The following is a 23,847-nucleotide window of genomic DNA, read 5'->3' on the forward strand; positions in this document are numbered from 1 at the left end:
CGGGTCATCGAGCAGAAGGATATCGAGCGGGAACGGATCATCGAGCAGAAGGACATCGAGCGGGAACGGGAGATCCTTAAAATCCGCACCGAATATCAAGAAAACATCAACAAGGTGCGGCAAGAGCTCTCTGGTAAGCTGGTGAGCCTGTACGAAGAATTGCACAGCTCGCGAAATCAATCAAGGGAAGCAGCTTCAGATTCCGAGGAAGAACCGGAGTCAGAACAAAAGGCTTAAAGAAGGCGCCCATGAAGGGCGCCTTTAGTTTTATGTTAGTGTGGTTTCTTTCGTGGCAGCTCAACTATATCATTCACCAAGGTCGGTTTCTTGGAAGTGATCGTTTTGATGGTCTGCTTGCTCAACCGTATAAACCCGTACTGCCGTCGTTCTTCGGGTGTCATCTTCGTATTGTCGCGTCATGGCTATTGGGCCCCTTTAGAAAAATGCCAACTGGCCTGTCTTCTCTTCAATTAACTTCATCGCGTGATCGATCATTTCCTCTGTATGCGGGTGTGGCAGATTGTCGAGCTCATCTAGCCAAAACTTACGCCGGGAAAGGAACACCTGATTAGACTCCTGATACTTTCTAATTTGTTCCATGGTGTATTTGTTTGTATTTCCGAACGGAGGATTGGACACCATCACCTCAAATTTTAGGTTACGGACTTGTGCTTTTACAATTTCCCATTTCATTTCGGCCGGCATCTCGGACCAAGGGATCGTCATAAATTCCGGTTCCCACTTGAGGGCGCTGTTTTTCTCCAGATCGAGAGGATGGACGTAGATATCGACCCGCTCCTTGCTTTCGGAGAAGATGTCAGTTGGGGCAACGTATTCACCAAGTAAGCTGTCGCCGAGGTAAATGCGTGTATTAACATCGAATTCAAAGTACCGGTTAATACGCATTTCTTGCTCAGAAAAATGAAGTCCGATAATCGGATGAGGCACATATAAGAGCCACGGTTGATATAGGAAAGACTGTATGCAGGCAGCTTTAACCATTGCCGGATTAAAATCCGCCCCTACAAGGTTTAGACTGTCGGAAGGCAGCAGCATCGCCCCCGCTCCAAGGCACGGTTCAAATGCGCTTTCAGCGCGCCGCTCTTGATCCTCTTCACCCGCAGCACCTAACATTCTCGCTATGGCCATCGTGACGTTGAGAGGCGTCGGATAGTATCCAGCTACACCGGATTGTCCAGAATAATCGATCAAAAAGGTTGAGAGATAGTCACTTGGGTAGAGAAGCATTAGAGAGATATCAAATGTTTCGTACCAATGCCGCCATGTTCTCTCGTCAACATTGGGCTTTTCAAACCAAGCGAGCCCAATTGAATAACCCAGCCATTCCATGAAATCGTGCCCGCTGTATCCGCTGCTGTAAGCCTGGTCCATACACTTACTCAGCATTTTCTTTACCTGTTCAGCTCCATCAAACATACTGAACGGGCATTCCGGAATAACATCCGTTGAAGCGTCAAACCTTTGGTTGCTCAGAATATTAAGCCAAGCACTCCAGCGGCCCCGGATCATCGTTTCGAGCTTCATAGCCATTCCTCGATTCCATCCGAAACGAAAGCTCCCTGCGATGTCCTGTGCCGACTCTATATACAATGGCGACTGCTCGATCTGTGTAACAAGAGTCTTCTTTAGCAACCGATCTTCCGGTTTATAACTCCGGAGGAATTTATCGATCGCCCTTTCCTCGATGTGATGCTTCTTCTTCCCGCCTCGAACTAGTTCAAGTCCCGCTTCTTCCGGCATTGCATCGTGTTCCAACAAATCAATGATCTTCCGTGCTACCAGCATTATCGGTTCCCCCTTTAATTAATACATGAACTCTACGTATTCATCATTGCCCGACCCTTCGAACCATTCGTAAGGCGAGATGATGTCTTGCAGCTCCCATTCATCTATCGTGGGATCGTGCAGCTGTCCGAGGCCGACCCTCCGCATGGCTTCGTCGACGTGGCTGACGTAATTCTGTAGTCGTACTGCTTCCTGGTGGAACCAGTGAGCTTCCGTCCACTCTCCGGATTCCAAGGCCATTTGGATGGCACCTTGGGCCAGCTTTAGCTCATTGACGGCTGCTAATTTCTGCATGACCAAAAAGTTTTTTTTCATTGTAATCTGGAATAATAGCAGGCCACGCCGTTTGCTTTTACCGATCTTCTTCCATCCGGCACGCTTGAAGCAGTATCCAGGGATTTCGCTGTTTACTTTCTGTCCATCACAATAGGTTATAAAACCGTCTCGGGGGATTTCGTCTCCCCATTCGCAAACGGTGGCAAATATGGCCCATTTGATCAATTCAGAACTGAGGTGGCCGGATCCATCATTTCGGAAGATGGTACACTCATAGGCTTGGAGTCCGTCGTCACGGATACCGCTCCACGTAACCCATACCGCCTTGGCATCTACAGTCTTCAGCACGAGGTTACGGCCGGGTCGGGTGAACTGTCTTGAGCCTATTTTTTGGCGGGTGTAATGGCGGTCCACAAGCTCCCGGCAATCTTGGTCGCCTTTGTTCGTGATGATCCAAGGGCCGTATTTTTGGTATTGATTGAAGCATAATTGAGTCATGGGTATTGTCCCTCCAACGTCCTCGTTAATTTAATTTTAGGGGTGGCGAGCCGTAGGGACGAATTTAGAAAGGGCTTATTTCACCAGTCGAGAAACAAGGTGACTTTGGGAGGGACTATCTTGATTTCTCTAGCGGTATCTACTACAATATGTACATACCTATCATTTTTCTTTTGCACCTGCCAAGCGGCTCAAGGTGTACCGTTGTTTTACATGTGGTTAATGATAGGGGATAAATATGCCCAAAAGCGCCCTCAAAGGCGACTGTGAGCTTTAGATTATTTCTAAAGCAGAAGTCTCCTTTTGAGGGCTTTTTTTGTTGCCCGAAAAAGAAGGAGGTGTGAAATCAAGAAGCGGGCAAGGAAGGCTTTTTGATTAGAAAATCCAAAAACAAAATTTTTGAGGAGGTGAAGGGACCTGTTTTTTGGGGTCCCATTTTTATGTTCAAAATTCCTGCTGAGATGTTGAAAGGTGTCGTAGGCCCACTGGCTAAGTCTGCACGCAAATCCGGAACTGGAAACAAAACGCTGTATATCTCCACAACGGACGAGGGTAATGTCTCGTTTTATTTCGCTGACGCTGCCCTGAGTGTAGAACGGAAAGTGAACGTAGCAATCGAAGCTGAAATGTCTGTCGCAACTATGCTGTTCGAAATCGATCAGAAGGTATCCGCTCTTCCATCCCATGAAGAAATCCTGATTCAAGTACAGGGTTCCCGATTGATGATGAAATGGGGTGGTCGCGACTCCCATATTGCTGTGGATCTGCTGCCGGAAACTCTTCCGATGCTGGAGCCGCCAACGCCGGATACTACTGTATCCTGGAAACCGGGTGCGTTGCACGGGATCGTACGTATGATGATTCCGTTCTGCGCATTGCCGGGTCACGAAAAAGCCACGTCGCTGCCGGCCATTCTCGGTATCCAGTTCACCAAGGATGAGGCCGGGGACGTCTATTTGAGAGCAACGGACAGCTTCAAGTACATTCGTTGCATGGCGAATAAGATGGATTGGTTCGATCAAACCCTTTCGCTTGAATCTCGTACTCTCCAAGCCGTCTCTGAGGTTTTACCTCCGGACGCGGAAGTGACTGTCGGGCTCACAAAATCGGGATTGGTCGTTTTCAAAACTGGTCTTGCTACGTGCATTACAGCACCGCTGAACGGGGTTTTGCCGGTCGAGTACATGGACAAAGCATTTAACTACAAGGCGAAATCGAAGATCAGGTTGGATCGCCTTGAGTTGATTGAGCTCATGCGTCGAGTCCGTAAAGTGGCTGCCAACAACAAGCCTTATACGATCCTGATAATGAAAGATGGTCGCGTAACGGCACAAACGATTGATGGTGCGCTTGTACAAGACTTGGGTGGTGCAGTCGAAGGGGGAGGCGTTGATGCGATCGCAATCCATGCAGAACACATGGAGATTGCAGCGATGTTCTTCCAGTCGCCTAACTATCGCGGTTCGGACGAAATTGTTCTATACGTGAATGGCCACCGGGCGCCGATTACGATCGGTCTTGATGGTCAGGAGCGTGTCAACATGACCGTCCTGCCAGTAGTCGTGACGGAAGTAGAGAAGCTGAATGCGGGATCTGCTACTGCTGCGACATCAAAGTCTGCGGCGGTTGCAGCCGGAGTGTAAACACAAATATCACAAGAAGTGAGGTGAGTGCCTCCGCGATATATTTCGCGGAGGCTTTTTGATGAGCTTAATCCGAGTCAATTATGACGATAGCACATTAGTAGTTCGGGGGAAATACATCCATGATTCGCTTGCGGTGTCTGAATGCTTTGCATCCGAGGGCGTGCGCGACAAAGAATTGTCCTGGCATTACCTTGTGACAAGAAGCAGCGAGTCGATGATCAACCATCCAGCTGTCCGTCAGCTTGAGAATTGGGGTCTTGAGGCCGATCCAGAGGAGCTGAAACGGCTTCAATCTGTTCTCCATCGCAAACGCAAGAACTACGATCTGGATATGATGCCATTATCGGAGTTGAAGAAAACAAAGCGGTTTGCAGATGCACTCCAGAAAGTTGAAAGCAAATTCGGGGGTGTATTTGCGGACGGTACCGAATTGTTCGATTTCCAGAAGGAATGTGCGGCGTTCATTATGGCGAAAAGGCGTCTTTTAAATGCGATGGAGATGGGTTTGGGTAAGACACGTACCTCTATCGTTGGTGTAGCTGCGGATGATGCCAATAAGCGCATCCTCATCATCACGATGTCCCGTAACCTGAACGACTGGATCCGCGAATTGATAAATATGGGGTTTGGCGAGGACTACATCATTCTCTCTAATCCTAGTGACCTACACAGCACCAAGCGATTCCATCTCGTATCTTACGAGAAGTGGGCAAATGATGCAGGCCGGGTAGTGTATCGCAACAAGGAACATACCGAGTGCCCACATTGCCGGGTTTCATTCGGCGGGGTGTTCAAGCGGCGCCTTCGTTATTGCACCGTTTGCAAGAAACAGGCGGAGCCACTGGACGAGCGTTGGAGCGACAAGGATATGCCGAAAGAGTGTCCAAGTTGCAAAAGTGATTGGAAATCTGGCCAGCATATCTGCAACAACGTCATCGAACAACGCATCGGGCGAATAGAGAAGCGGGTTTGCGGATATTCGATCATTGAATCCAAGAAGCCGGCACTGTATCAGTTCTACCATAACGGTTACGACGCTTGTCTGGTAGATGAGGCCCACGTATGAACTGTTCTCAGACAAACCGAAGCGGAAACGCTCGGCAAAACTGAGGGATTACAAAATGTGATCTAACTGCGTATTCGAATTGGCAGGGGCAGTACCTGCTGAGAATCGAATGCTGGCGATTCTCCCTTAATGGTCCGGCATGCGCCTTAACGCTATGGTTAATGGGTATGAAGTCCGGTGAAGTCGCAGAAAAGCAGACCTGTGAAGTGGTTAGTGAAGTATGCGGGGGGCTACAAAGTCTGCTATGCCTAGAGAACGTCTAGTAAACGTTGGAACGAATCTCCGGATGTACGGCTCGAAATCGTCAGGATATCCAAACGAAGATATCCGCCCGTGTAAACGGGTCCGATCGCTGAACTGGTATTGTGTGCTTCCAGTTCGGTATCTCTCATGAGGTGTCTTGCGTCCCCCAGCAGAGGACAAAAAGATGGTCGGCGGGTCAAAGGAGAGGGCTAAGGCGACATATGTAAAGCTAGAATACGCGGAACAGTTGAAGTCCGGGAGAGGATGACAAGGGTTATAGCACCCGATGCCTCTAAGCGGTAGGAAATGCCCGCTGAATCTGGATGGCAGCAGCCTGTAGTAGTCTGAGCTAGGGAAAGCCTAGTACATGGCGAAGGGGCATAGTCAGGCACAGTCAATTGAAAACTCAAATCGTCAAGGAAGCCGATGGGCATACCTGATTAAAGCCAATAGGCAACTAACTCCGAAAGGGGTGATGCCAATGGTCCAAAAATTTGACTACCGAAGATTACGGAGTGAAACAGACCTAAGCAACATACAGGACGAAATCTTCGCCCACTCTAAGCAATGTGTGGGGCGGGGCGATCAGCCGAAGTTTAAGGACCTACTGGAACTGATTTCGGCTGAAACTACTATCCTTACAGCGATCCACAACATCAAAGGCAACAAGGGCAGCAACACCCCGGGTTCAGATAAAAAGACGATGCAAGCAGACATCCTCGAAAAGGATTATCCAACTGTCATCGATCTGGTCCAGGGGAGCCTTCGAAACTACAAACCCGAGCCGCTGAGGAGAAAATTCATTCCGAAGCGAGGCAAGGCAGACGAGTTCCGACCTCTCGGGATACCGGCAGTCATCGATAGGATTGTTCAGGAATGCGTCAGGTTGGTCATTGAACCAATCCTTGAGCCGCAATTCTTCAACCACTCCTATGGATTCCGGCCCATGAGGGAAGCTTCGATGGCTCTCAATCGGGCAACATTCCTCGTACATAATACTGGATACCACTGGATAGTCGAGGGCGATATATCGAAATTCTTCGATAACGTAAACCATAAAAAGCTGCTGGGAAGTCTCTGGCACATGGGGATACGGGATAGAAGGGTCCTGATGATCGTCAAGGCAATGCTGCAAGCCGGGGTCATGGGAGAAATGAGCTCTAGCCGTGTGGGTACCCCACAAGGCGGAATCATCTCACCATTACTGGCAAACGTATACCTCAACCGACTGGACAAATGGGTAGCAAGGGAATGGGAGGAAAAGAGGACACGCCACGCCTACGCTTTTCCGGAGTCCAAACTCCGAGCGCTTAGGAATAGCGGGAACCTTAAACCTGCCTACCTAATCCGTTATGCGGACGACTGGATGTTGATCACCGACTCGAAGAGCAACGCTGAGAAATGGAAGGGACGAATCGCGCGGTACCTTGATACCAACCTCAAACTGAAGTTGTCGGAAGAAAAGACGCTGATAACCAACGTTAAGGACAAGCCGATTCACTTCCTTGGATACGAGTTCAAAACTGTTGCAGGCAAGGCGAAATCCGGACGGATTACAAGAACCGCTCCGGATAGGAACCGACTCAAGGCAAAGGTCGAGGAGATCAAGCGGTGCATCAAGGATGTGAGAAGGGTGAACGGGAAAATGACCGGTAAAACCGACGTTATTCACGCCATCAACCTCATCAACTCTCAGATACGCGGGATGATCAACTATTACCAATACGCAACGTGGGTTAACATCGCTCTTCAGAGATACGCGGACAGGCTTGCCTACACCGCCTACAAATCACTGAAGAAGCATGGCGGTCGATGGATTCCAGCCAAAATGACTCATAACCTAACATCTGTTCACTCGCAATATGAGGCCCAGATTCCGGCTATTGAGTACATGGGCATGTGGATCGGTATCACAAGGCTTACCTTCTGTAAATGGAAGGAACCGAGCTTTAAGATTCCAAAGGAAACTCCATACACGATTGAAGGAAGAAGGATATACCGAAAACGTACCAACAAAAAGCCAATTCTTGCCCGGGCAGACGAACTTCTCACTGACGAATACTCCATGAGAATTGCAGCCGGTCAGATGAAGCACCCACGGTACAATTTCGAATTCTTTCTTAACCGGGCGTATACCTTTAACCGTGACAAGGGTTGCTGCAGGGTTTGTAGGGAATATGTGCAGAGCTTCGAGCTCCACACCCATCACATTAACCCCATGCTTCCTCTTGCCAAGGTTAACAAAGTCGGAAACCTTGCCACCACCCATGACGCATGTCACGAGATGGTACATGATGGATGCGATTATTCGCATCTCGGGACCAAGGTCTGGAACAATATCCTCAAACTTCGGAAATATTTGAGTAAGTAAGTTGCTAATGTGTCTGATGGAGCGCCGTGTGAGGTGAAAATCTCATGCACGGTGCGAAGCGGGGGAAAAGGGCTCTTACTGGTAATGCAGAGGATGGCTCTTACCTATCGCACCCGTAATGGGCAGATGCTACCCTTGCTCCTCACCGTACGCGGCTGAGCAAGGATGCATCATATTATATCAAAAACGGGGATACTCGCAGAGCACTAGCGGTACGGCGTGTAAAAACGAGGACGAAAGTGGCTCTTTCCGGTACACCGGCTGAAAACGGGACAGAGGATCTCTTCTGGCTCATTGGCTGGTTGACCGGGTTCTCCTCGCGTTATGACGATCCGGTATCAGATATGTCCGGAAAACCACGTCCGTTCCAAGGATTCGGCAAGGCTGGGTACGATCATTTCCGTGATTATTACGGCGGTGGTAAGAAACGGGCGGTATTGGACATCGATTCGGTACAAGCAAGGGTATCCAACCACGAGAAATTGTGGGAGGTGCTCGACAGTATCATGTACCGGAAGAAAAAGCTTGATGCCGATGTACAGGCTCACATTTCTGTTCCGAAACCGGAACACCACCGCTATCATGTAGAAATGTTCTCGGCCGAGCAAGAGATGTATGAAAAGACGGTCAAGGCTTTCTCAGACTGGTATGAGCTGGAGCTTATGAAGAAGGAAGCAGCTGAGGCCCGCGGGGACGTTTACCGCATCAATACGATTGAAATCTGTTCGTGGATGCGCAAGCTCCAGCAGGCGGCTTCCTGTCCGTGGATTTTCCCGGATTACGATGCCTCCAAAGGGGTTAAGACGGCCAAAATGCAGTTCCTTGAATCTAAGGCGGTTGACCTCTTACGTCGGAACAAGAAGATGCTCATCTTCTCCGGCCACAAGGAAACAATCGAATACCTGACCCTGGCCCTCGACAATGTCGTATTTGGGAAAAGAGCGGAATTTATTCATGGGGGCGTGAAGAAAGAAGATCGTTGGAAGCTGATCGAACGGTTCCAAGACCCGAATGATCCGCTCTCGATTCTCATTCTTTCTCATCGTACTGGAGCTGAGTCCTATACGTTGACCGAGGCAAAGGCTGTTTTCCTCTTTGATCTTGATTTCAATGGCAAGCGAATTGAACAGTGTTATTCTCGGGCCGTTCGTCTTGGACAGCGAGATGTCGTCGATATTTGGTGGCTGATGAACGTCGGCACCATCGACGTGAATATGCACGGTCTTTGTTTATCGAAGATAAGTGGTGTGAACTTGGCTATCGACAGGGAGGCGCTTGACTTTGAGGAGATCGCCGAAGAGTTCGAGGGCGATGCCCTTGCTGTCGCTAAGTCGATGGATATGGAGCAATTTGCTCGTGAGATGCTAAAGAGCGGGACAACCCGCTCGCAAATAGCCTAAAAAGGGGAGAGTTCCATGTTACGTTATATATTAGAAATGTACGTGATGACAATATTGTATGTGTGTATATGTACGCAGCAAGAGAAAGTCAGGCTGTACCGACCTATCGACCGAACATTATCGAAGCGGTCGAAGGTGATTAATATCTGGTATACCTACAAATCGGATGCTCGGCAAAAAGGAGGGCAGGAGATAGCATACATCGATATCCCAGCTTGTCTTCTGTTCGAATGCATTTCAACGGGGACGGATAACAAGTTCGGACGATGGTTTATGCTGAGGGGTTCCGCCCGTAAATTTGCTCAAAAGTCGTGGAAAGTAATGAGTTATCCAATGAAGGGGGCGGTCTAAATGGCAGCTCCATACTTTGAAAAGTCTACTGGTATCGTGGTTATTGAGTGGTACGAGACGAAGGAAACATCCTCGTCTCCCACCCGGCACCATTTTGAAGGAAAGCCCATAAAGCTCCAGCTCCATCCGAAAGACAAGTCCCAGGTCATTCGCATTTACTTTGAAGGTAAGATGCCATCCTGGATTAACCGGTATATAAAGGAGAAGGTGCATCCTTTCGAATGCAAGGAGATTTTTCAAAATGGGCTCTTGGGGTGGTGGATCGCCAACTGGCGCCGGTTTGACATTGGAAAGCCGTTTAACGCTCCTACCATCAAAGGGTGCATTAACGCCTTTGTTAACTTGATTCCTTCCGAAGTGGAGGACTACCGTGAGCGGGTGCGGTCTGAGATGGATACCATAGCGGCGAACCTAAGCATTGATCCAATGTTCTACGAGCCATTTGGTTTGTATTATCGTCCTGAAGAAATAACGGGCGAAGGTGGAGCGATGGTGGTTGACGAGGATTTATTCCCGGTGCGCATGTCGGAGGAAACGGATCAGGACTTCGAAAACCGGATTCGTTCTCACGGACGGCTGGACCGCCTCATTTTTGAGTTGACGACACCGCTTCCAGTCGTTTCGACGGTCGCGGATGAAGAAACGGAAGTCGGATCTTCCGAGCTTGAGGAAGAGTTTGAACTTGCGTTTGAGGAGGAAGGGGAATTCCATCTGGATTTTGAAGAGGATGGCGAATTTACCTTGCATCAAGGAGAGGACTCGCTTATGGGTCTATCGCTGGACTTTGCCGAAGATGAGGGCGCAGACTCCCTGACGATCGAATGGGAAGAGGCTGAAATTGAGGCAAACGAAGCTGAGATTCAAGCGGGTGCGGATTCTATAGAATCGGCTGATGAAACAGAACAACCAGTTCCTTCAGTTGAGAAGAAAGCTGTGTTATCTGGCGACAGCCCTGATGTACCTGTTGCCGAAGGCGAGAAGAAGGAAGCGGAAATAGTTTCTGTTGCTAAAGGCTCTGTGGAGTCCGATGCGAACGGTGCGGAGGATCATGAAGAATCCGATGATTTACTACGGCTTCACGTTGTCGATAACAGCAATCACAAACATTGTGCTGTTGCTGGGCAGCTATCATTCTTTTAATCATGGGAATCCCCCGGCTATTTAGCTTAAGGGGATTCTTTACTTGATCGACAAATAATGATAAAATATAGTCATATTATCTCATTATTCTTGGTGCTCCTGCCATGCGGCTCATGGAGTTATGTGGTTTTTGAATGACCCGTTAATTTGCATTTACGGGAATAGTATGCACGTTTCGTGTAAAACACCTCCATTAGGTGCAAGAAGGAATTAATCTTCGGCATAGTAGTGGTTTTTTTATGCCTAATTATCCAAAACGCCCAGTAGGGAAGAGAGTAAGTCTTCGGACAGAATCTTTTCTACTGGGCGTTTTTTTATATATATCCAAAATGCGCGCGAATGGAGAGAGTAAATAAATGAGTAAAAGCCGGTTTTTTCTCGGAGAATACGTCTCGCTTAGAGATGGTTTGTCGGAATTGGAATCCGACTTTTTGAGTATGGGTGCGCTTTGTTCGACGATAAGTAGGGGCTAAATCCCAGCGAAACGTCGGGGTGGATTTATATCCAACCTAACTGTATAACCGAGAATCTGGGTGAAAACCCCAGTAAAGGCGAAGAATCCAACCGCCTTTCCTTAATCTCCTGCATGCTGACATTCCCCTTGGGATGTCGGTGTGAAGCCAGGTAAAGTCGTAACCTGAAAGCCTAACCTATTATGGCATATATGGTGCGGAGGTCCTTAAAAGCAAACTCATGGTGACGAGAGGAATCCATGTCTGAAGCGTCGTTAAAAAAGCCCCTCCTAAGTAGGTAAGTGGAGGAACCATAAGGGAATCGGGATAGTGTCCATGCTACTATCTCGACCTACTAACGAAACGTAATTTCAAATCGTTAGTTTGAAGCATCTGAATTAGGATTCTATCAGGTGGTGAGTACCTTCGGCGTATAGTGGGCACCTAAAAGTTTGCAAATCAAGGGATAGGTTATACGGAACAAAGGAAGCTATTCAAAAAGAGGTCCGAGGGGACTCACGAGGTTTGAATAGTGGCAGCGGTCTCGTAGTAGTGTCGATCATCGGCTAAAACCGATGGGAGCGAAGGGGACCAGTCGGAGTAAAGCTAAGTAACCATCATTTCTGGTCTATACGAACCGCCAAATGGCGTGGGAGTCAAACAGCTAACTCATTCTAATTATCTCCCACGAAAGTAAAAAGGGGGGATTGATACGGGATGAAGGTTAAAGGACTAGAAGTCAAAAATGAGCAGGAATTACGCTCCACTCTTGATCGCATGTATAATTTGTCAAAGGAAGGATCTGAACCTTTTTATGGTCTCGTCGAGCTCATGCTGAATGACGAAATCATTCTGACAGCTGTACATAACATTAAATCGAATCGTGGAAGCAAAACGGCTGGGATCGATAAAAAGGATATAAATTTCTACCTCCAGATGGATAAGGACAAATTCCTCAATCTCATCAAGAGGCATATCAGAAATTATGACCCCAATCCAGTACGAAGAGTCCACATACCAAAACCGAATGGTAAGACAAGACCACTTGGAATACCTACTTTGATCGATCGGATAATTCAGGAAATTACCCGAATTGTTCTAGATCCGATTGCGGAAGGGAAGTTCTTCAAGCATAGCTACGGTTTCAGACCTTATAGGGGTTGCGACCATGCAATTGCTCGAGTACTTGACCTTATCAATCGGAACAAGAATTACGTGGTCATTGAAGGAGATATAAAGAGCTTCTTCGATAACATCAACCACAACAAATTGATCGAGATAATGTGGGATATGGGCATCAGAGATAAACGCTTCTTGATTATTATCAAGAAGATGCTCAAGGCTGGTATTTTCGAGGATGGGAGTATTCGTAAGAGTTCAGAGGGTACACCTCAAGGCGGGATCATATCTCCCCTACTGGCGAATATCTACCTAAACGAGTTCGATTGGATGGTTGCGCGCCTTTTTGAAGAGCACCGCGCGAAGTACACCCTTAAAAATCTTAGGAACGGAATAAGGAAGGTCAAGCTTAGACATGCCCCATGCTACCTTGTCAGGTATGCAGACGATTGGGTCATACTTTGTGAGACAGAGACCAAAGCAAGTACGGTACTGACTAAGGTCGAAAAATTCCTCAGACACGTTCTTAAGCTCGAACTGTCCAAAGAAAAGACTCTCATAACAAACATAACCGAGAAACCAGCAAAATTCCTTGGTTTTGACATCATTGCCCAAAAGGCAAGGTTGAAGGACAAGATCGTCGGTAAGGCTTTCCCCGATAAAGCAAAAGTTGATAACAAAATAAGGGGAATCGCACAAAGCATCGACGAACTGAGACGGTTTAAAAGCGAACACGAGAAAGCGGTCCACATCGAGCTTATCAATTCAAAAATAGTAGGATTAAGTAACTACTATAGAATAGGTAACAGCTCAGCGCTATTCACCCGCCTCGACTATAGGCTTAATAGCAGGATATATCGCACATTCACCAAAATGTACGGCAAGGAAAACTGGAAGAAGTATAGGGTACCCGCGAACGAACTCGACAACCGACGAGACAGGCACCAAGACAAGAGAACCAATGGTTACTTTGTCGAAGTAGATAACGTCAAAGTAGGTTTTACAAGGTTATCGTTCACTCCAAGTACTCTAGCGTTGAACTTCAACCAAGATCTTGTGCCGTATACAAATGACGGACGAGCCCTCTATCAGAAGAATGCTGGTAAAAGGCTCAGATTACTGAGGCCTACACTATACGACCCAGAGAACCTGACGTTCATTGTACTTAATCAGTTATCACCGTATCAGGCAAATGTGCGCTATAACTTCGAATACATCCTGAACAGGGAGTATGCCTTCAACCGAGACAAGGGAATGTGCAAAGCTTGTGGCAATTTCTTAACTGCGGATATTTTTCACTGCCATCACATAAAACCTTATCTCACATTAGATTTGGTTAACAAAGTATCCAACTTAGCGTCAGTTTGCAAGGGTTGTCACCGACTAATCCATAGCAACGACGAAGTGGAAAATACAAAAATGAGGATGAAAGTGACCAAATATCGAGCACTACTCATAGAGATGAAAGGCTACTAGCTAGTGTTCAATTTCGTGAGAAACTGAAACACTTTAAGAGGATCATCTAAAATTACATGAACCTCTTGCTTACTCCGATGGAACGCCGTATGCGGGGAAACTCGCACGTACGGTGTGGGGTGGGGGAAAAGCCGGAGATAACATCAAAGGCTTACCTATCACCATAGCTGAAAAAGAATCCTTATCGTTCTGGCTCCGAATTACGGAAGGCAGCAAAGCGTAATGCATCCAATCAGAAGCTGAAGTGGGCGCTGCAAGATACAATGCTTGCCGCCGGCATCGCGACCATTATGCTCGGCATCACAGGGATAATCATCATTCTGAAGGTGTGACCTATGGCGAGTATAATTTATTGGATCGTAGGCATTTTTGTCGTCGGCGTTGTTATGGGACTTGTAAACTACGCGTTCACTCCTCGGTGTGAGACGAATTTCCCTAAGCACCTGAGTTATCAGGAGTTGTTACAGGCAGAAGCAGAAATGGTCATTTCCATTCCTGTACAGCTCAATGCATCGTTTCAGATATCGGCCACGGCTGATACTCTGGGCGTAATGGATTCCATTGCAGCTACCGCCAAAGAAGTTCAGACCGATTATTTAGTTTCTGAAATTCCATCGGATATGGAAGGATCGATCTCGGAGTTGCTTGCTGCTTTAGGCACGAATGGTGCTGATACGCTTCATGAAACTCCTTCGGATAATTCCAGGGAGTCTTCTGCAGCGGATATCGAAACGGATATTCCGGAATGGGTTTTGGCCGCCGAGATCGAGGCTTTGGAGGTAGCATATCCACCCGAACCAATCGAAGCTGACGAATCCCCATTCGTGCCAGAAACGGTTACACCTGCTCTTGAGTACGACTATGCTGGGCAAGAACCACCCCTTCACGATATGTCTATCCCTGAAGGGTACGAAGATATTGCAATCAGGATGGAGGAATTGCAGGAATCGATTGAGATGCCAAATCCTCCTTCTGGTGCGATATCAAAAGCCAAGGGAAATGTCATACCGTTTCCGGGCGTTATGGAATTATTCGGTATTCCGGATCAAGCTCCGTACCATATTCCATACGCCGATTATCGTTATATTCATTCGCTGTATGGTGGTCTAGCCGATCGTGTGACAACCACTCCGGCGCTAGGCCCAAGATATGCTGAAGATGTGATGATTGGCAAGGTGATGGAGACATGCGACGTTGTTTATCTGGAATTCAGGGGTAACAAAATTCCTTTATCCAAGAACGCTAGGTCGTTCATTGGAGAGACGGTTTTTGTTATCGGGCAGTTTATATCGGAGCAAAAGTTCATAGCTTCCAGGATTCAACTTGCGCAAGAGGCGGCGAATACGCGGCAAGCAGTATAAGGATAACGGGGTGATCCCGTTTTCCTTACAAGAAATATAGGTCTTTTAGCCCTGAGTTTCTTGTAAGGAGTACGGGATTTAAGTCCTATTTTTCAAGAAAGGTGGTAGATTCTATGAAAAATGTAAATTTCATATTCCAATAAGTTGAATTTTTTGGTAGAATTCATTTTGTCGAAAGTTGAATGAACATGGCGAAGAGGTGTCATATGTACCAAGGATATAAGCCAAATGTACCGGTCCCAGATACAAATTCGCATTTATTCTCCCAAATTAGACTTAACATGATAGAGGTTGGGACTAATTACTTAGGTCGTAACAGGCAGGGACAACTGAGCTTCTTTGCAAAAGACGGGGAAATTAGAACGTTCTTCCGACCCGAGTGTATCGAGATGGTAAATGATTACGAAGATTCGCCGGGTGGACTGTCGCGCGCCGGTCTGGTGGATATGCTGAACCACCTCGATGCAGCTTTAAAGAAGAGGCCAACCATCCTGTATGCGGATATCATTATCGATTATGAAGCGGATGAAGATGGCTCCCTTGCGTACTTGAAGTTAAATATTCGGAACCAAGAACATTTTGCTGCAGCGCTGACAATTTGATGAAATTATATTCTTCATGACGACCTAAGCTTGGAATAGTACATATAGATCTAGATGCTTCCCCAGCACATCCAGGGATTACAACGAATATCGGCTAAGGAGAGTGGCATCATTGTCACAGAATAATGAAGTTTTGTTTAAAGAAATCGAAGCAGTAGTCAAAAGCACTTATTTTGAGAAAATGTTGTCGAAGCAGCAAGAATGCATTCTGGAGTTCAAAACTCGCAATGGCCACCTCTCGATGAGGTATGACAACGACGTGGAAATTCTTGTAGGTGGTTTCGAAAAAAAGACTGTTGAAGGGATGGACCCTTCACAACTGGATTATTTCCTTGACTTGCTTCGGACAGGTCTATCCCGTCACTCGGAAGTAGGCATGAGTGACGTTATCATCCATTCGATTTCGAAAAGAGGGAAAATAGTATACTTCACGTTGAGCGTGAAAGAGCATGTGAAGATGGGCCATTAATCGCTTGCGATCTTTACACTTGCAGGTTTAAGTACCGATAATTCTTGACATAATCGAGGTTATTTCTGATAATAAGACTATCATCTATATATTGAACGAGATCCACGGAAGCACCGTTGGATTAGGCCCTCTTATGGCCTAATACCAACGGTGTTTTTTTTTTCGTTCAGTAAGATATTTTGAAACATACAATTCAAGGAGGATGTTAACAAATGAAAGCTAAAAAGAAGTTCCTTACATCAATGGGAGCATCTATGTCTTTAATGTTGATGGGGGCTCAGTCGGTATTCGCCGCCGGTCCAGACAAAAGTATGTACGGGGATTCTACCGGGTCGACGCAGCTAGATACTGCAGGAAACACACTTCTCAAGATAGTTGGAGGAAGCGGCGCAACTGTTTTTGCTCTCGCCTTCATGATCATCGGGTTGTTTCTTGCCTTTGGCTCTTTGAATCCACAACGTGCTTCCGCACTATGGAAGGCTTTCTTTATATGTGGGGGAGCTGCTTTCATTTTCTTCATGGCATATGCGCTGCCGGGCATGTTCAAAGGGTTAGCTGGTTAAAGGAAATAATTGTATAACATAGCTTTTAGGGTGGATGCTTGCCGGCAACTCGGCTCCCACCCTTTTTTTGTAGAGGGGATGCGGGTTATGAATGAGATTATCGTACCGATCGATATTACTGCAGAGGAAAAGTCCGTTCTGGCGGTGTTCTCGATTCGGCAGTTTTTCTTTGTAGCGCCAGCTGCTGTATTTACCTTTGTTTTTTTAATGTGGGGCTTTATCCCATTAATTAATGGGCTTGCGGGATTTATCATTCGTGCCGTTATTTGTTTGTTTGTCGATTTATTTATGGTAGCATGTGCATTTCTGAAGATTGAGAAATACGAGCAGTTTTTTAACGAATTCCTCATCACGCAAATTAAATTCAAAAAGTCCCAAAAGACTTACATCTAGGGCACGGAGGCTTTGACTAAATGGACATTTTTATGTTTATTTTGTTTGGATTCATGATCCTCTTCTGTATTTTTGTCTTTTTCGCCAAACAGCGTAGGGATCGTAACGAACCCATATTCGGTTGGCAGCGAAAGCAGCATCTCCAAGAAACAGGCCAACTTACGGAAGGCGGAAAGAAGAAGAACGCAAAAGATAATGGAATGGAAACTCTTAAAGATCTGATTGGGATTGAAAAGATCGAATACGGAATATTTCGAAAGAAACATAACGAGTTTTGTGTCGTGGTTGAGGCCGATTCAGTTAATTATGACCTCCTGAGTGAAGGCGCTCGGCAGGGGATCATCATGGGTTACAATTCATTGTTTCGCGTGATCAAGTTCCCCATTCAAATTCTTGGACAAGCGGTAACGCAGGATTTGCGCAAAGAAGAGTTGCGGTTTAAAGAGAACCTTTCGAAAGCTAATGAACATGTTCGAGATTACAATAACCGTGTCATTAAGCACATTAAGAACAAGTCTGAAGTAGAATTTCGTGTCACTCGAAAGGTATACTACGTTATTCCATTCGTCCCGCAGCCAAGTAAAATGGGTTCACTCACTCCAGAAAAGCGGGATGATATGATCCGCTCTAACCTACATCAACGAGCATGGACGATTATCAGCATGATTCGTCAGTGTGAAATCGAAGCAAGAGTCTTGGATAGCTTAAAGGCGATGGAGGTCGTGAAGAGGGCGATAAATCGCGATCGTATGCTTGCCCACCCGATCGATAGTGTAGTCGAGGATGAAAAATTGTCTTCATACGTAACCTGGGATTTCACGACCGTTCCGGGATATGAAGACTTGGTGAACAATGTAGAGGAGGTGCGTACCGTTGTTGAAAACATTGTTGAAGAGGAAGAAGAAAGAGAACGAGCAGACCGATTTGTTGCAGCAGGGGGGGAATAACGAAGAACGTGACCTTGAGTACCCTTCTCTCGTTGATAACATGCTTAATGACGGGCTCACATTCCATCGAGATCATTTCGTTATCCAGACAGGTCTTGGCAATATCAAATATGCCAGATCCATCTTTGTTAAGCCCTCCGGATATCCCCGAACAGTAAGGATTGGTTGGCTCGAGAATTTGTTCTCAGGCGATGATGTCGATGTTTCGGTACATATCGATCCTCTCGACAGAAACTCTGCAATTAAAAAGTTGCAGGATAAGATTGACGAACTAGCGGTGGTTATGTACTCCGCTCAAAAACGCGGTGATCAAGCCAAGTACGATGACGCCTATCAGAAGTCTGAAGATACGAAGATTATTCAGCGCGAAATAAAAAATAACACAAATGGTTTGTTTTATGTCTCTATTCAAGCGACTGTTTATGCAAACAGCTTAGATGAGCTAAATGCAAAGTGCGTTGAGCTCGAAAGTATTGTGGGCGGCGAGTCTATAGAGATATTGAATGCCTACGGCCGGCAGAAAGAAGGCTTTCTATCGTGTATGCCACTGGGGAAGAATTATTTGTCCAAATCAGATAGGAATCTAGACCAGCGCAGTTTAACTGCAATATTCCCACATGCTTCCTCAAAGCTCAATCATCAAGGCGGATTTCCGATCGGCCGCTCGGGGCGTGATTACGTCTATTACAACAATTTTGATCCGAGCTTAAATAACTATTCAGTGGGGATTTTCGGAGCATCTGGATCAGGGAAATCTGTTCTGGTAAAACAGTTTATCGCACGTGGATTCGCCGATGGCATCACTAAAAACGTCATTATTGACGTTGAGCCGGAATACGTGGAATTAACGAAGGCCCTAGGTGGGGTTGTTATTCCTATCTATCCGACGAATTCGGAAATCGCGAGTCGAATTAATCCTCTCGATATTTATGTTGAGAAAGAGGTCTTTAATAAAGGGACACCGGATGAATACGTCGTTGATAAGGTAAATATCAACGAGAAAGTTAAGGAAGCCATTGAATTTTTCAAAATCATGAAGCAATCCGTTAATGGTTTTGAGACAATGCTAGGTGCAGTTGAGCTAGGCGTCCTTAACGATATTTTGGTTGAAGCCTATAAAGGCCGGGGCATTACGGAGGATCCAGACTCCATTTATGAGCAGGTACAGTCCATCGATGATTATGGGCAAATCACCTATGAAAAGAAGTACCTGGAAATGCCAACGATTTCCGAAATCCTTCATCAGCTAAAGAGTTACTTAGAAAAAGGTTATACGGAACTGAAAGAACTCACCATGATTGTTGAACTCTTTACAGCAGGCCGAGCCTTCGGCATGTTTGATGGACAAACACACATTGTTTCCGAAGGAAATAACGTAACTTTGGACGAGGCCCCTGTCATTACATTCGATATCAGCCGGCTCTCTCAAAATGGCATAGAGCGCCCACTCGCAATGCACGTTATCACTACATGGGTTTGGGGAAGATTTATTACCTCTAACCCGAAGGCAAAGAAGCGCGTGCTGATTGATGAGGCATGGCAGCAGATCGCATACAAATCCATGATGTCGTGGCTCAAGGTTCTTTCCCTTCGGGGACGGAAATGGAATACATCTCTAACGCTTGTTTCTCAGCGATATGAAATGTTTGATCGGGATGAAACAGCACGGGATGTTGTTTCACAATTTGACACCATTTGTTTCTTGCGTCAAGCGGATCAAGATATAGATCCGATTCTACGAACGTTCCGACTTTCCGGCGGGGTAGGGGAGATGATCCGTACATTCTCTACCGGTGAAGTTCTAATGAAGGCGAATAAGCAGATCGTTCATTTCATGTCCGAACCGACGCCTGAAGAATGGGTATATCTCAACACTAACCAGAATGTTCAGATGGGTCGTGTACGAAGTGAGCGAAAAGAGGGTGCGGCTTCTTGACCTGCGTGACACAAAGAAAACCACTATGGAGGAGATACGTGGCTATTTCCCTCCTCTTATGTTGTTTAATGGTGTTTGGTTTCGGCACAGTTGCTTTAGCTGCTGGTGAGACTACGACATCATTTCAAGACAGCAATTTCCAGGCCCAAATGCAAAAGTCTATGGACGAGGCAAACTTCTTTGAGAGAGCAGTAATGGGGATGGTCAACGGGCTATTTAAAATTGCTGGTATAGCCCCAATTCCCGATCTTATATTTGGAAACCCATATAAGTCTTGGGGGATTACGAATGGAGGCGAGCTGCAATACAATCTGTTCTACCAGAGAGAAATGGACATGATTATAAACCCACTGATAGGGGCGTTCGCATCGGCATATGTTACGTTTACTGCACTCTCCATTATGCTCTCTAGTCTAAAGATGGGGGTGAAAGCTCATAGCCCGCAAGCAAGGGCTGACTTTTGGCAGGACCTCCAAATGTGGATTGCATCCGCTTTGTTTATGGCGGCATTCTGGTTCTTTTTCAAAACAATAGTAGCAATGAATGATGCCATTGTTGGTACCATTGGAATCACAATGGCAGGTAACGGTTTGAACAGCAATAGTGTTTCAATTATTGCGGCAGCCAGTACAAATTCTGGTGTCTTTGGCTTAGGGGACGTTATCATCTACCTAGGTGAATGGGTTTTAACCGTAATGCTTAATTTCATCTATATCTCCAGGAAAATCGTTATCATCTTCTTGGTTCTGCTTGCCCCGTTCGCTGCTTATTCGCTAATGTTCGCACGCACTCGTCATTTCTTTGGAACATGGGTAAAGGAACTGCTTGGAAACATTTTTCTGCCATGTATTCACGGCCTTATTATTTATACGTTTGCCAGCCTATCGTCACTTGGCGCGGGAACATTTTTCAAGCTTGGTATGCTGATCATGTTCATTCCTGCTTCAGGAATTGTAAGTAAGTGGCTCCAACTCGGGGATAGCGGTTCGAAACTTGGCGGTGCACTCACCATGGCCGGCATGTCCGGGGTTGCAGGGGCGATGGTTCTTGGGCGAGGCGCTGTGCAAATGGCGGGAGGAATCCGACGCGGAGGCAGCGCTAATACATCCGCTGGAGGCCCAGAGAGCTTTGGCGCATCAGGGAACGATTACCAAACCTCTGCTGAGGCATTAAAGGGGACGGTCTTGGAGTCCACTGGCAGAAGATCTACAGCATCAGGAAGAGCGATGAACATGGCTAAAAATTCAGCTGCTGTCGTCGGTGGAACAGTCGGCGCACTTGCGGGAATGGTAGCAGGACCGGGTGGCGCTGTTGTCGGAGGTATGCTTGGATCCAAAGTTGGCGGGGGATTGGTTACGGCAGGAGGCAATTTGGTTTCAGGCGGGATCGATGCGGGCAAGGCGGTATTTGGCAGCGATGGTCTGGTCAGTTTGGTCAAGAGCGGTGATTGGTCTACCAATCTCTCACAACGTCGTCATGCACTAGGAAACTTGGGTCAGTCTCTTGGAACGATGGTTGGCGGGCAACTAGGCGGAACGGCCGGACGTGCTGCCGGTAATGCACTTTCCATGGCTACGCGCAGGAGGGTACAGACGGAACAGTTTGGCGGCATGACGCCACAAGATTATGCGCAAAAGTTCCCTGACGCCGATATTTACTGGAAGGCTGATTCAAAAAAATCAGGTTTCTACATGAACCGAAATGGTCAAGAATCACTTGTTTCCACTCTCGGTGGCGGGGTCGCCGGCTTGAATAATCCGGTATTCGTACCTTTCAAAACTCCAACAAGAGGTGCAACCGTTACCCGAAGCGCAAATGGTTCTTATTCGATGGCAACGCCGAACCCGTATGCAGGGGAAGCTGGTCAAAGTGCATCAATCTCGACGGCTGGACTCAAAGGTTCTACTGAATCCTTCCTACGTACCGGTGAAGCCTATACGATGGACAGCAATGGGCAGCGATATAGCTTTGGAGGGCTGGATGCTTCTTCAATCAACGTCGATTCATATTTCACACACAGCGCACCTGGAGTAAAAACTGGCAGTACGACAGGCCGAGCGTTGGACAAAGTAATAGGTACTCCTTCGGTTGATGATTTCCGGAAACGGGAGGCATATACCGCGAAGTTAGGTCAAATTGCTAAGGATTATAAAACGGCCCCTGCCGGATCTTCTCGCGTTAAGGGTATTGTGTAGTCCTTTTCTAAGCGCAGGAGGTGATGAATATTTCTTCTCAAGAATTGGGGCAGCAAGCGGCCGGGCAAGCGGGGAAATTCGGCAAAAAAGCGGGCGGTAAACTCGCCCGTAAAGCGGCCGGAAAGGCTGCAAAGGCAATCAAGAAGCTTGTAATAAACATCGTCAAGAAGTTTGTTGCGGCTGCAGTAAAGGCGGTAATCGCTACTTTTGGTATAGAAATAATTGCGGTATTACTAGCTCTCCTCATATTCTCAGCGATCCTGATGTCGATTTCCTCTTCAGATTGGTTCTTAAAAGGGGGGCAACGAAATGCTTCCGAGGAGTCTGCCGATCGTCGGTACGAGCAAGTGTTCAGAAACCTCGCAGATCAAAGTGTTGCTCCAATCGATAGTGAGGAAGCAAGTGAATCGTGGAAGGAAACTCTGAAGAACCTGGTAAAGCCTAATTGGGCAATCCCTGCCTCCTTGGCTCGATATAAGATCTCACATACTGACTCAAAAGTTATGCTACCGGATGCAAAGGAAGTATTCAAAAATCTTGAGCCGACGTTCTCATACAAAACTATCGATAATGATATGAAGTACACTAAATCTATCACTGCATGCTATCACGAGGAATCATACACGGATGATGAGGGAATAGAGCATACAAGAACTGTTGACGACCCTCCTACCGAATCCGTTTCATCTAGCAAGATGCCGGCAAGAAAAATCATGTCAGGAGTAGAGACCCGGTATGGTACTACAGAAATCCCTTCAGTGAAAAGGTATTTTCCGGGAGGTACAATTGAGCCAAATGGCCAGTGGGAATACAGCGGTTCATCAAGCAGCGGAAATTGTACAACTATTACCTATATTCAGTGGGAGAAGACAATGATAGATGATCGTGGCGTTCCGGAGATACAGTACGACGCTGTCCTGTTCAAGAACTATCTGATTTCCCGCGGGGTAAAAGAGCGCAATTTGAATGAATATTATGAATATGTAAAAGCAACTGACCCCTACTTCCCTATTGAGCTCTATAACGGAAAGTACGCAGATAGTGGTGGTGGCGGTTACTCCAATGCGGATTACACATTTAATGGGAAAGCCGTGGATGGATGGGTATGGCCTATCGCAATTGATTACCGAGGCATAAACAGCGGATTTGGACCACGCTGGGGTACTTTCCATTATGGTGTAGACCTCGGCGGTCGGGGATGGCCAAACGCACCTATTCTCGCAGCTAAAGATGGGCTTGTTATATGGGCCGGAGCAATGGGGACTTACGGCAATATTGTGATCATAGCTCATGACGACGGGTTGCAGACTCGTTATGCTCATATGAGCTCCGTAACTGTAAAAGTAAGCGATCAGGTAAAGGCTGGACAACAGATTGGCAAACAAGGTTCAACAGGAGACTCGACTGGACCACACCTTCACTTTGAGGTTGCAATTCCCAACAAAAAAAATCCGTTTGGGCGAATGGCAGAAGCGGAAAAAGCATTTAACCCAATGATTTTCTTAGGCCCGATTAAGGATAAAGGAGGGTGATTCAG

At 46.7% G+C, this 23,847-nt stretch carries 19 protein-coding genes and 1 pseudogene; 17 read left to right on the top strand and 3 right to left on the bottom strand.

Features of this window, described 5'->3' with window-relative positions; genetic code table 11:
• A pseudogene (locus tag G519_RS51120) lies at positions 1-237 on the top strand (hypothetical protein); the annotation flags it as partial.
• Positions 238-435: 198 nt separating this feature from the next.
• Here G519_RS51120 and G519_RS0130720 read toward each other — a convergent pair.
• Together G519_RS0130720 and G519_RS51730 are read right to left on the bottom strand one after the other, a co-directional pair.
• Complete coding sequence (locus G519_RS0130720; protein WP_029197919.1) at positions 436-1,806, bottom strand: hypothetical protein; 1,371 nt, start codon at positions 1,804-1,806, stop codon at positions 436-438.
• Between the two features lie 18 nt (positions 1,807-1,824).
• Positions 1,825-2,580: a hypothetical protein gene (locus G519_RS51730; RefSeq protein WP_051253838.1), complete on the bottom strand. Its 756-nt coding sequence runs from the start codon at positions 2,578-2,580 to the stop codon at positions 1,825-1,827.
• 440 nt (positions 2,581-3,020) lie between these two features.
• Here G519_RS51730 and G519_RS0130730 point away from each other — a divergent pair, with 440 nt between their 5' ends.
• Both G519_RS0130730 and G519_RS0130735 read left to right on the top strand, forming a co-directional pair.
• Complete coding sequence (locus tag G519_RS0130730) at positions 3,021-4,223, top strand: hypothetical protein (RefSeq protein ID WP_127527631.1); 1,203 nt, start codon at positions 3,021-3,023, stop codon at positions 4,221-4,223.
• Positions 4,224-4,284: 61 nt separating this feature from the next.
• A complete protein-coding gene (locus G519_RS0130735) occupies positions 4,285-5,292 on the top strand; it encodes a DEAD/DEAH box helicase family protein (RefSeq protein ID WP_029197921.1) in 1,008 nt (335 codons plus the stop codon).
• Positions 5,293-5,540: 248 nt separating this feature from the next.
• On the opposite strand, the gene G519_RS50650 is transcribed toward G519_RS0130735, so the two are convergent.
• Positions 5,541-5,684 carry a hypothetical protein gene (locus tag G519_RS50650; protein WP_154669631.1) on the bottom strand — a complete coding sequence of 48 codons (144 nt, stop codon included), beginning with the start codon at positions 5,682-5,684 and terminating at the stop codon, positions 5,541-5,543.
• A gap of 332 nt (positions 5,685-6,016) precedes the next feature.
• Between G519_RS50650 and ltrA (G519_RS0130740) the strand changes: the two genes are divergently transcribed.
• The 14 genes from ltrA (G519_RS0130740) (at position 6,017) to G519_RS48065 (ending at position 23,842) form a co-directional block, all read left to right on the top strand.
• Entirely contained in the window at positions 6,017-7,906 is a 1,890-nt protein-coding gene (gene ltrA, locus G519_RS0130740; protein ID WP_029197922.1) for a group II intron reverse transcriptase/maturase, read from the top strand.
• Positions 7,907-8,085: 179 nt separating this feature from the next.
• Positions 8,086-9,306 (top strand): helicase-related protein, encoded by a 1,221-nt coding sequence (locus G519_RS0130745; RefSeq protein ID WP_268633573.1) that lies wholly within the window; start codon positions 8,086-8,088, stop codon positions 9,304-9,306.
• Positions 9,307-9,321: 15 nt separating this feature from the next.
• Complete coding sequence (locus tag G519_RS0130750) at positions 9,322-9,657, top strand: hypothetical protein (RefSeq protein ID WP_029197924.1); 336 nt, start codon at positions 9,322-9,324, stop codon at positions 9,655-9,657.
• Complete coding sequence (locus tag G519_RS0130755) at positions 9,658-10,797, top strand: hypothetical protein (RefSeq protein WP_029197925.1); 1,140 nt, start codon at positions 9,658-9,660, stop codon at positions 10,795-10,797.
• A 1,169-nt stretch (positions 10,798-11,966) separates the two neighbouring features.
• Entirely contained in the window at positions 11,967-13,844 is a 1,878-nt protein-coding gene (gene ltrA / locus G519_RS0130760; RefSeq protein ID WP_029197926.1) for a group II intron reverse transcriptase/maturase, read from the top strand.
• Between the two features lie 335 nt (positions 13,845-14,179).
• Positions 14,180-15,205: a hypothetical protein gene (locus tag G519_RS0130770; protein ID WP_029197927.1), complete on the top strand. Its 1,026-nt coding sequence runs from the start codon at positions 14,180-14,182 to the stop codon at positions 15,203-15,205.
• A 206-nt stretch (positions 15,206-15,411) separates the two neighbouring features.
• Positions 15,412-15,807, top strand: coding sequence for a hypothetical protein (locus G519_RS0130775; protein ID WP_029197928.1), 396 nt, complete (start codon positions 15,412-15,414; stop codon positions 15,805-15,807).
• A 112-nt stretch (positions 15,808-15,919) separates the two neighbouring features.
• A complete protein-coding gene (locus G519_RS0130780; RefSeq protein ID WP_029197929.1) occupies positions 15,920-16,276 on the top strand; it encodes a hypothetical protein in 357 nt (118 codons plus the stop codon).
• A gap of 212 nt (positions 16,277-16,488) precedes the next feature.
• Positions 16,489-16,839, top strand: a complete 351-nt coding sequence (locus tag G519_RS0130785; protein WP_029197930.1) for a hypothetical protein — start codon at positions 16,489-16,491, stop codon at positions 16,837-16,839.
• An 87-nt stretch (positions 16,840-16,926) separates the two neighbouring features.
• Positions 16,927-17,232, top strand: coding sequence for a PrgI family mobile element protein (locus tag G519_RS0130790; RefSeq protein ID WP_029197931.1), 306 nt, complete (start codon positions 16,927-16,929; stop codon positions 17,230-17,232).
• A 20-nt stretch (positions 17,233-17,252) separates the two neighbouring features.
• Positions 17,253-18,179 carry a hypothetical protein gene (locus tag G519_RS0130795; RefSeq protein WP_029197932.1) on the top strand — a complete coding sequence of 309 codons (927 nt, stop codon included), beginning with the start codon at positions 17,253-17,255 and terminating at the stop codon, positions 18,177-18,179.
• Positions 18,106-20,115, top strand: a complete 2,010-nt coding sequence (locus G519_RS45350) for a VirB4 family type IV secretion system protein (RefSeq protein WP_051253839.1) — start codon at positions 18,106-18,108, stop codon at positions 20,113-20,115. Before G519_RS0130795 ends, G519_RS45350 begins: the two co-directional genes overlap by 74 nt.
• Positions 20,116-20,153: 38 nt before the next feature.
• Positions 20,154-22,310, top strand: coding sequence for a hypothetical protein (locus G519_RS0130805; protein ID WP_127527635.1), 2,157 nt, complete (start codon positions 20,154-20,156; stop codon positions 22,308-22,310).
• 23 nt (positions 22,311-22,333) lie between these two features.
• Positions 22,334-23,842, top strand: a complete 1,509-nt coding sequence (locus G519_RS48065; protein WP_051253840.1) for a M23 family metallopeptidase — start codon at positions 22,334-22,336, stop codon at positions 23,840-23,842.
• Positions 23,843-23,847 lie beyond the last annotated feature (5 nt).

Origin of the sequence: Paenibacillus alginolyticus DSM 5050 = NBRC 15375, from assembly GCF_000422905.1 — a bacterium.
Classification (GTDB): Bacteria; Bacillota; Bacilli; order Paenibacillales; family NBRC-103111; genus Paenibacillus_E; species Paenibacillus_E alginolyticus.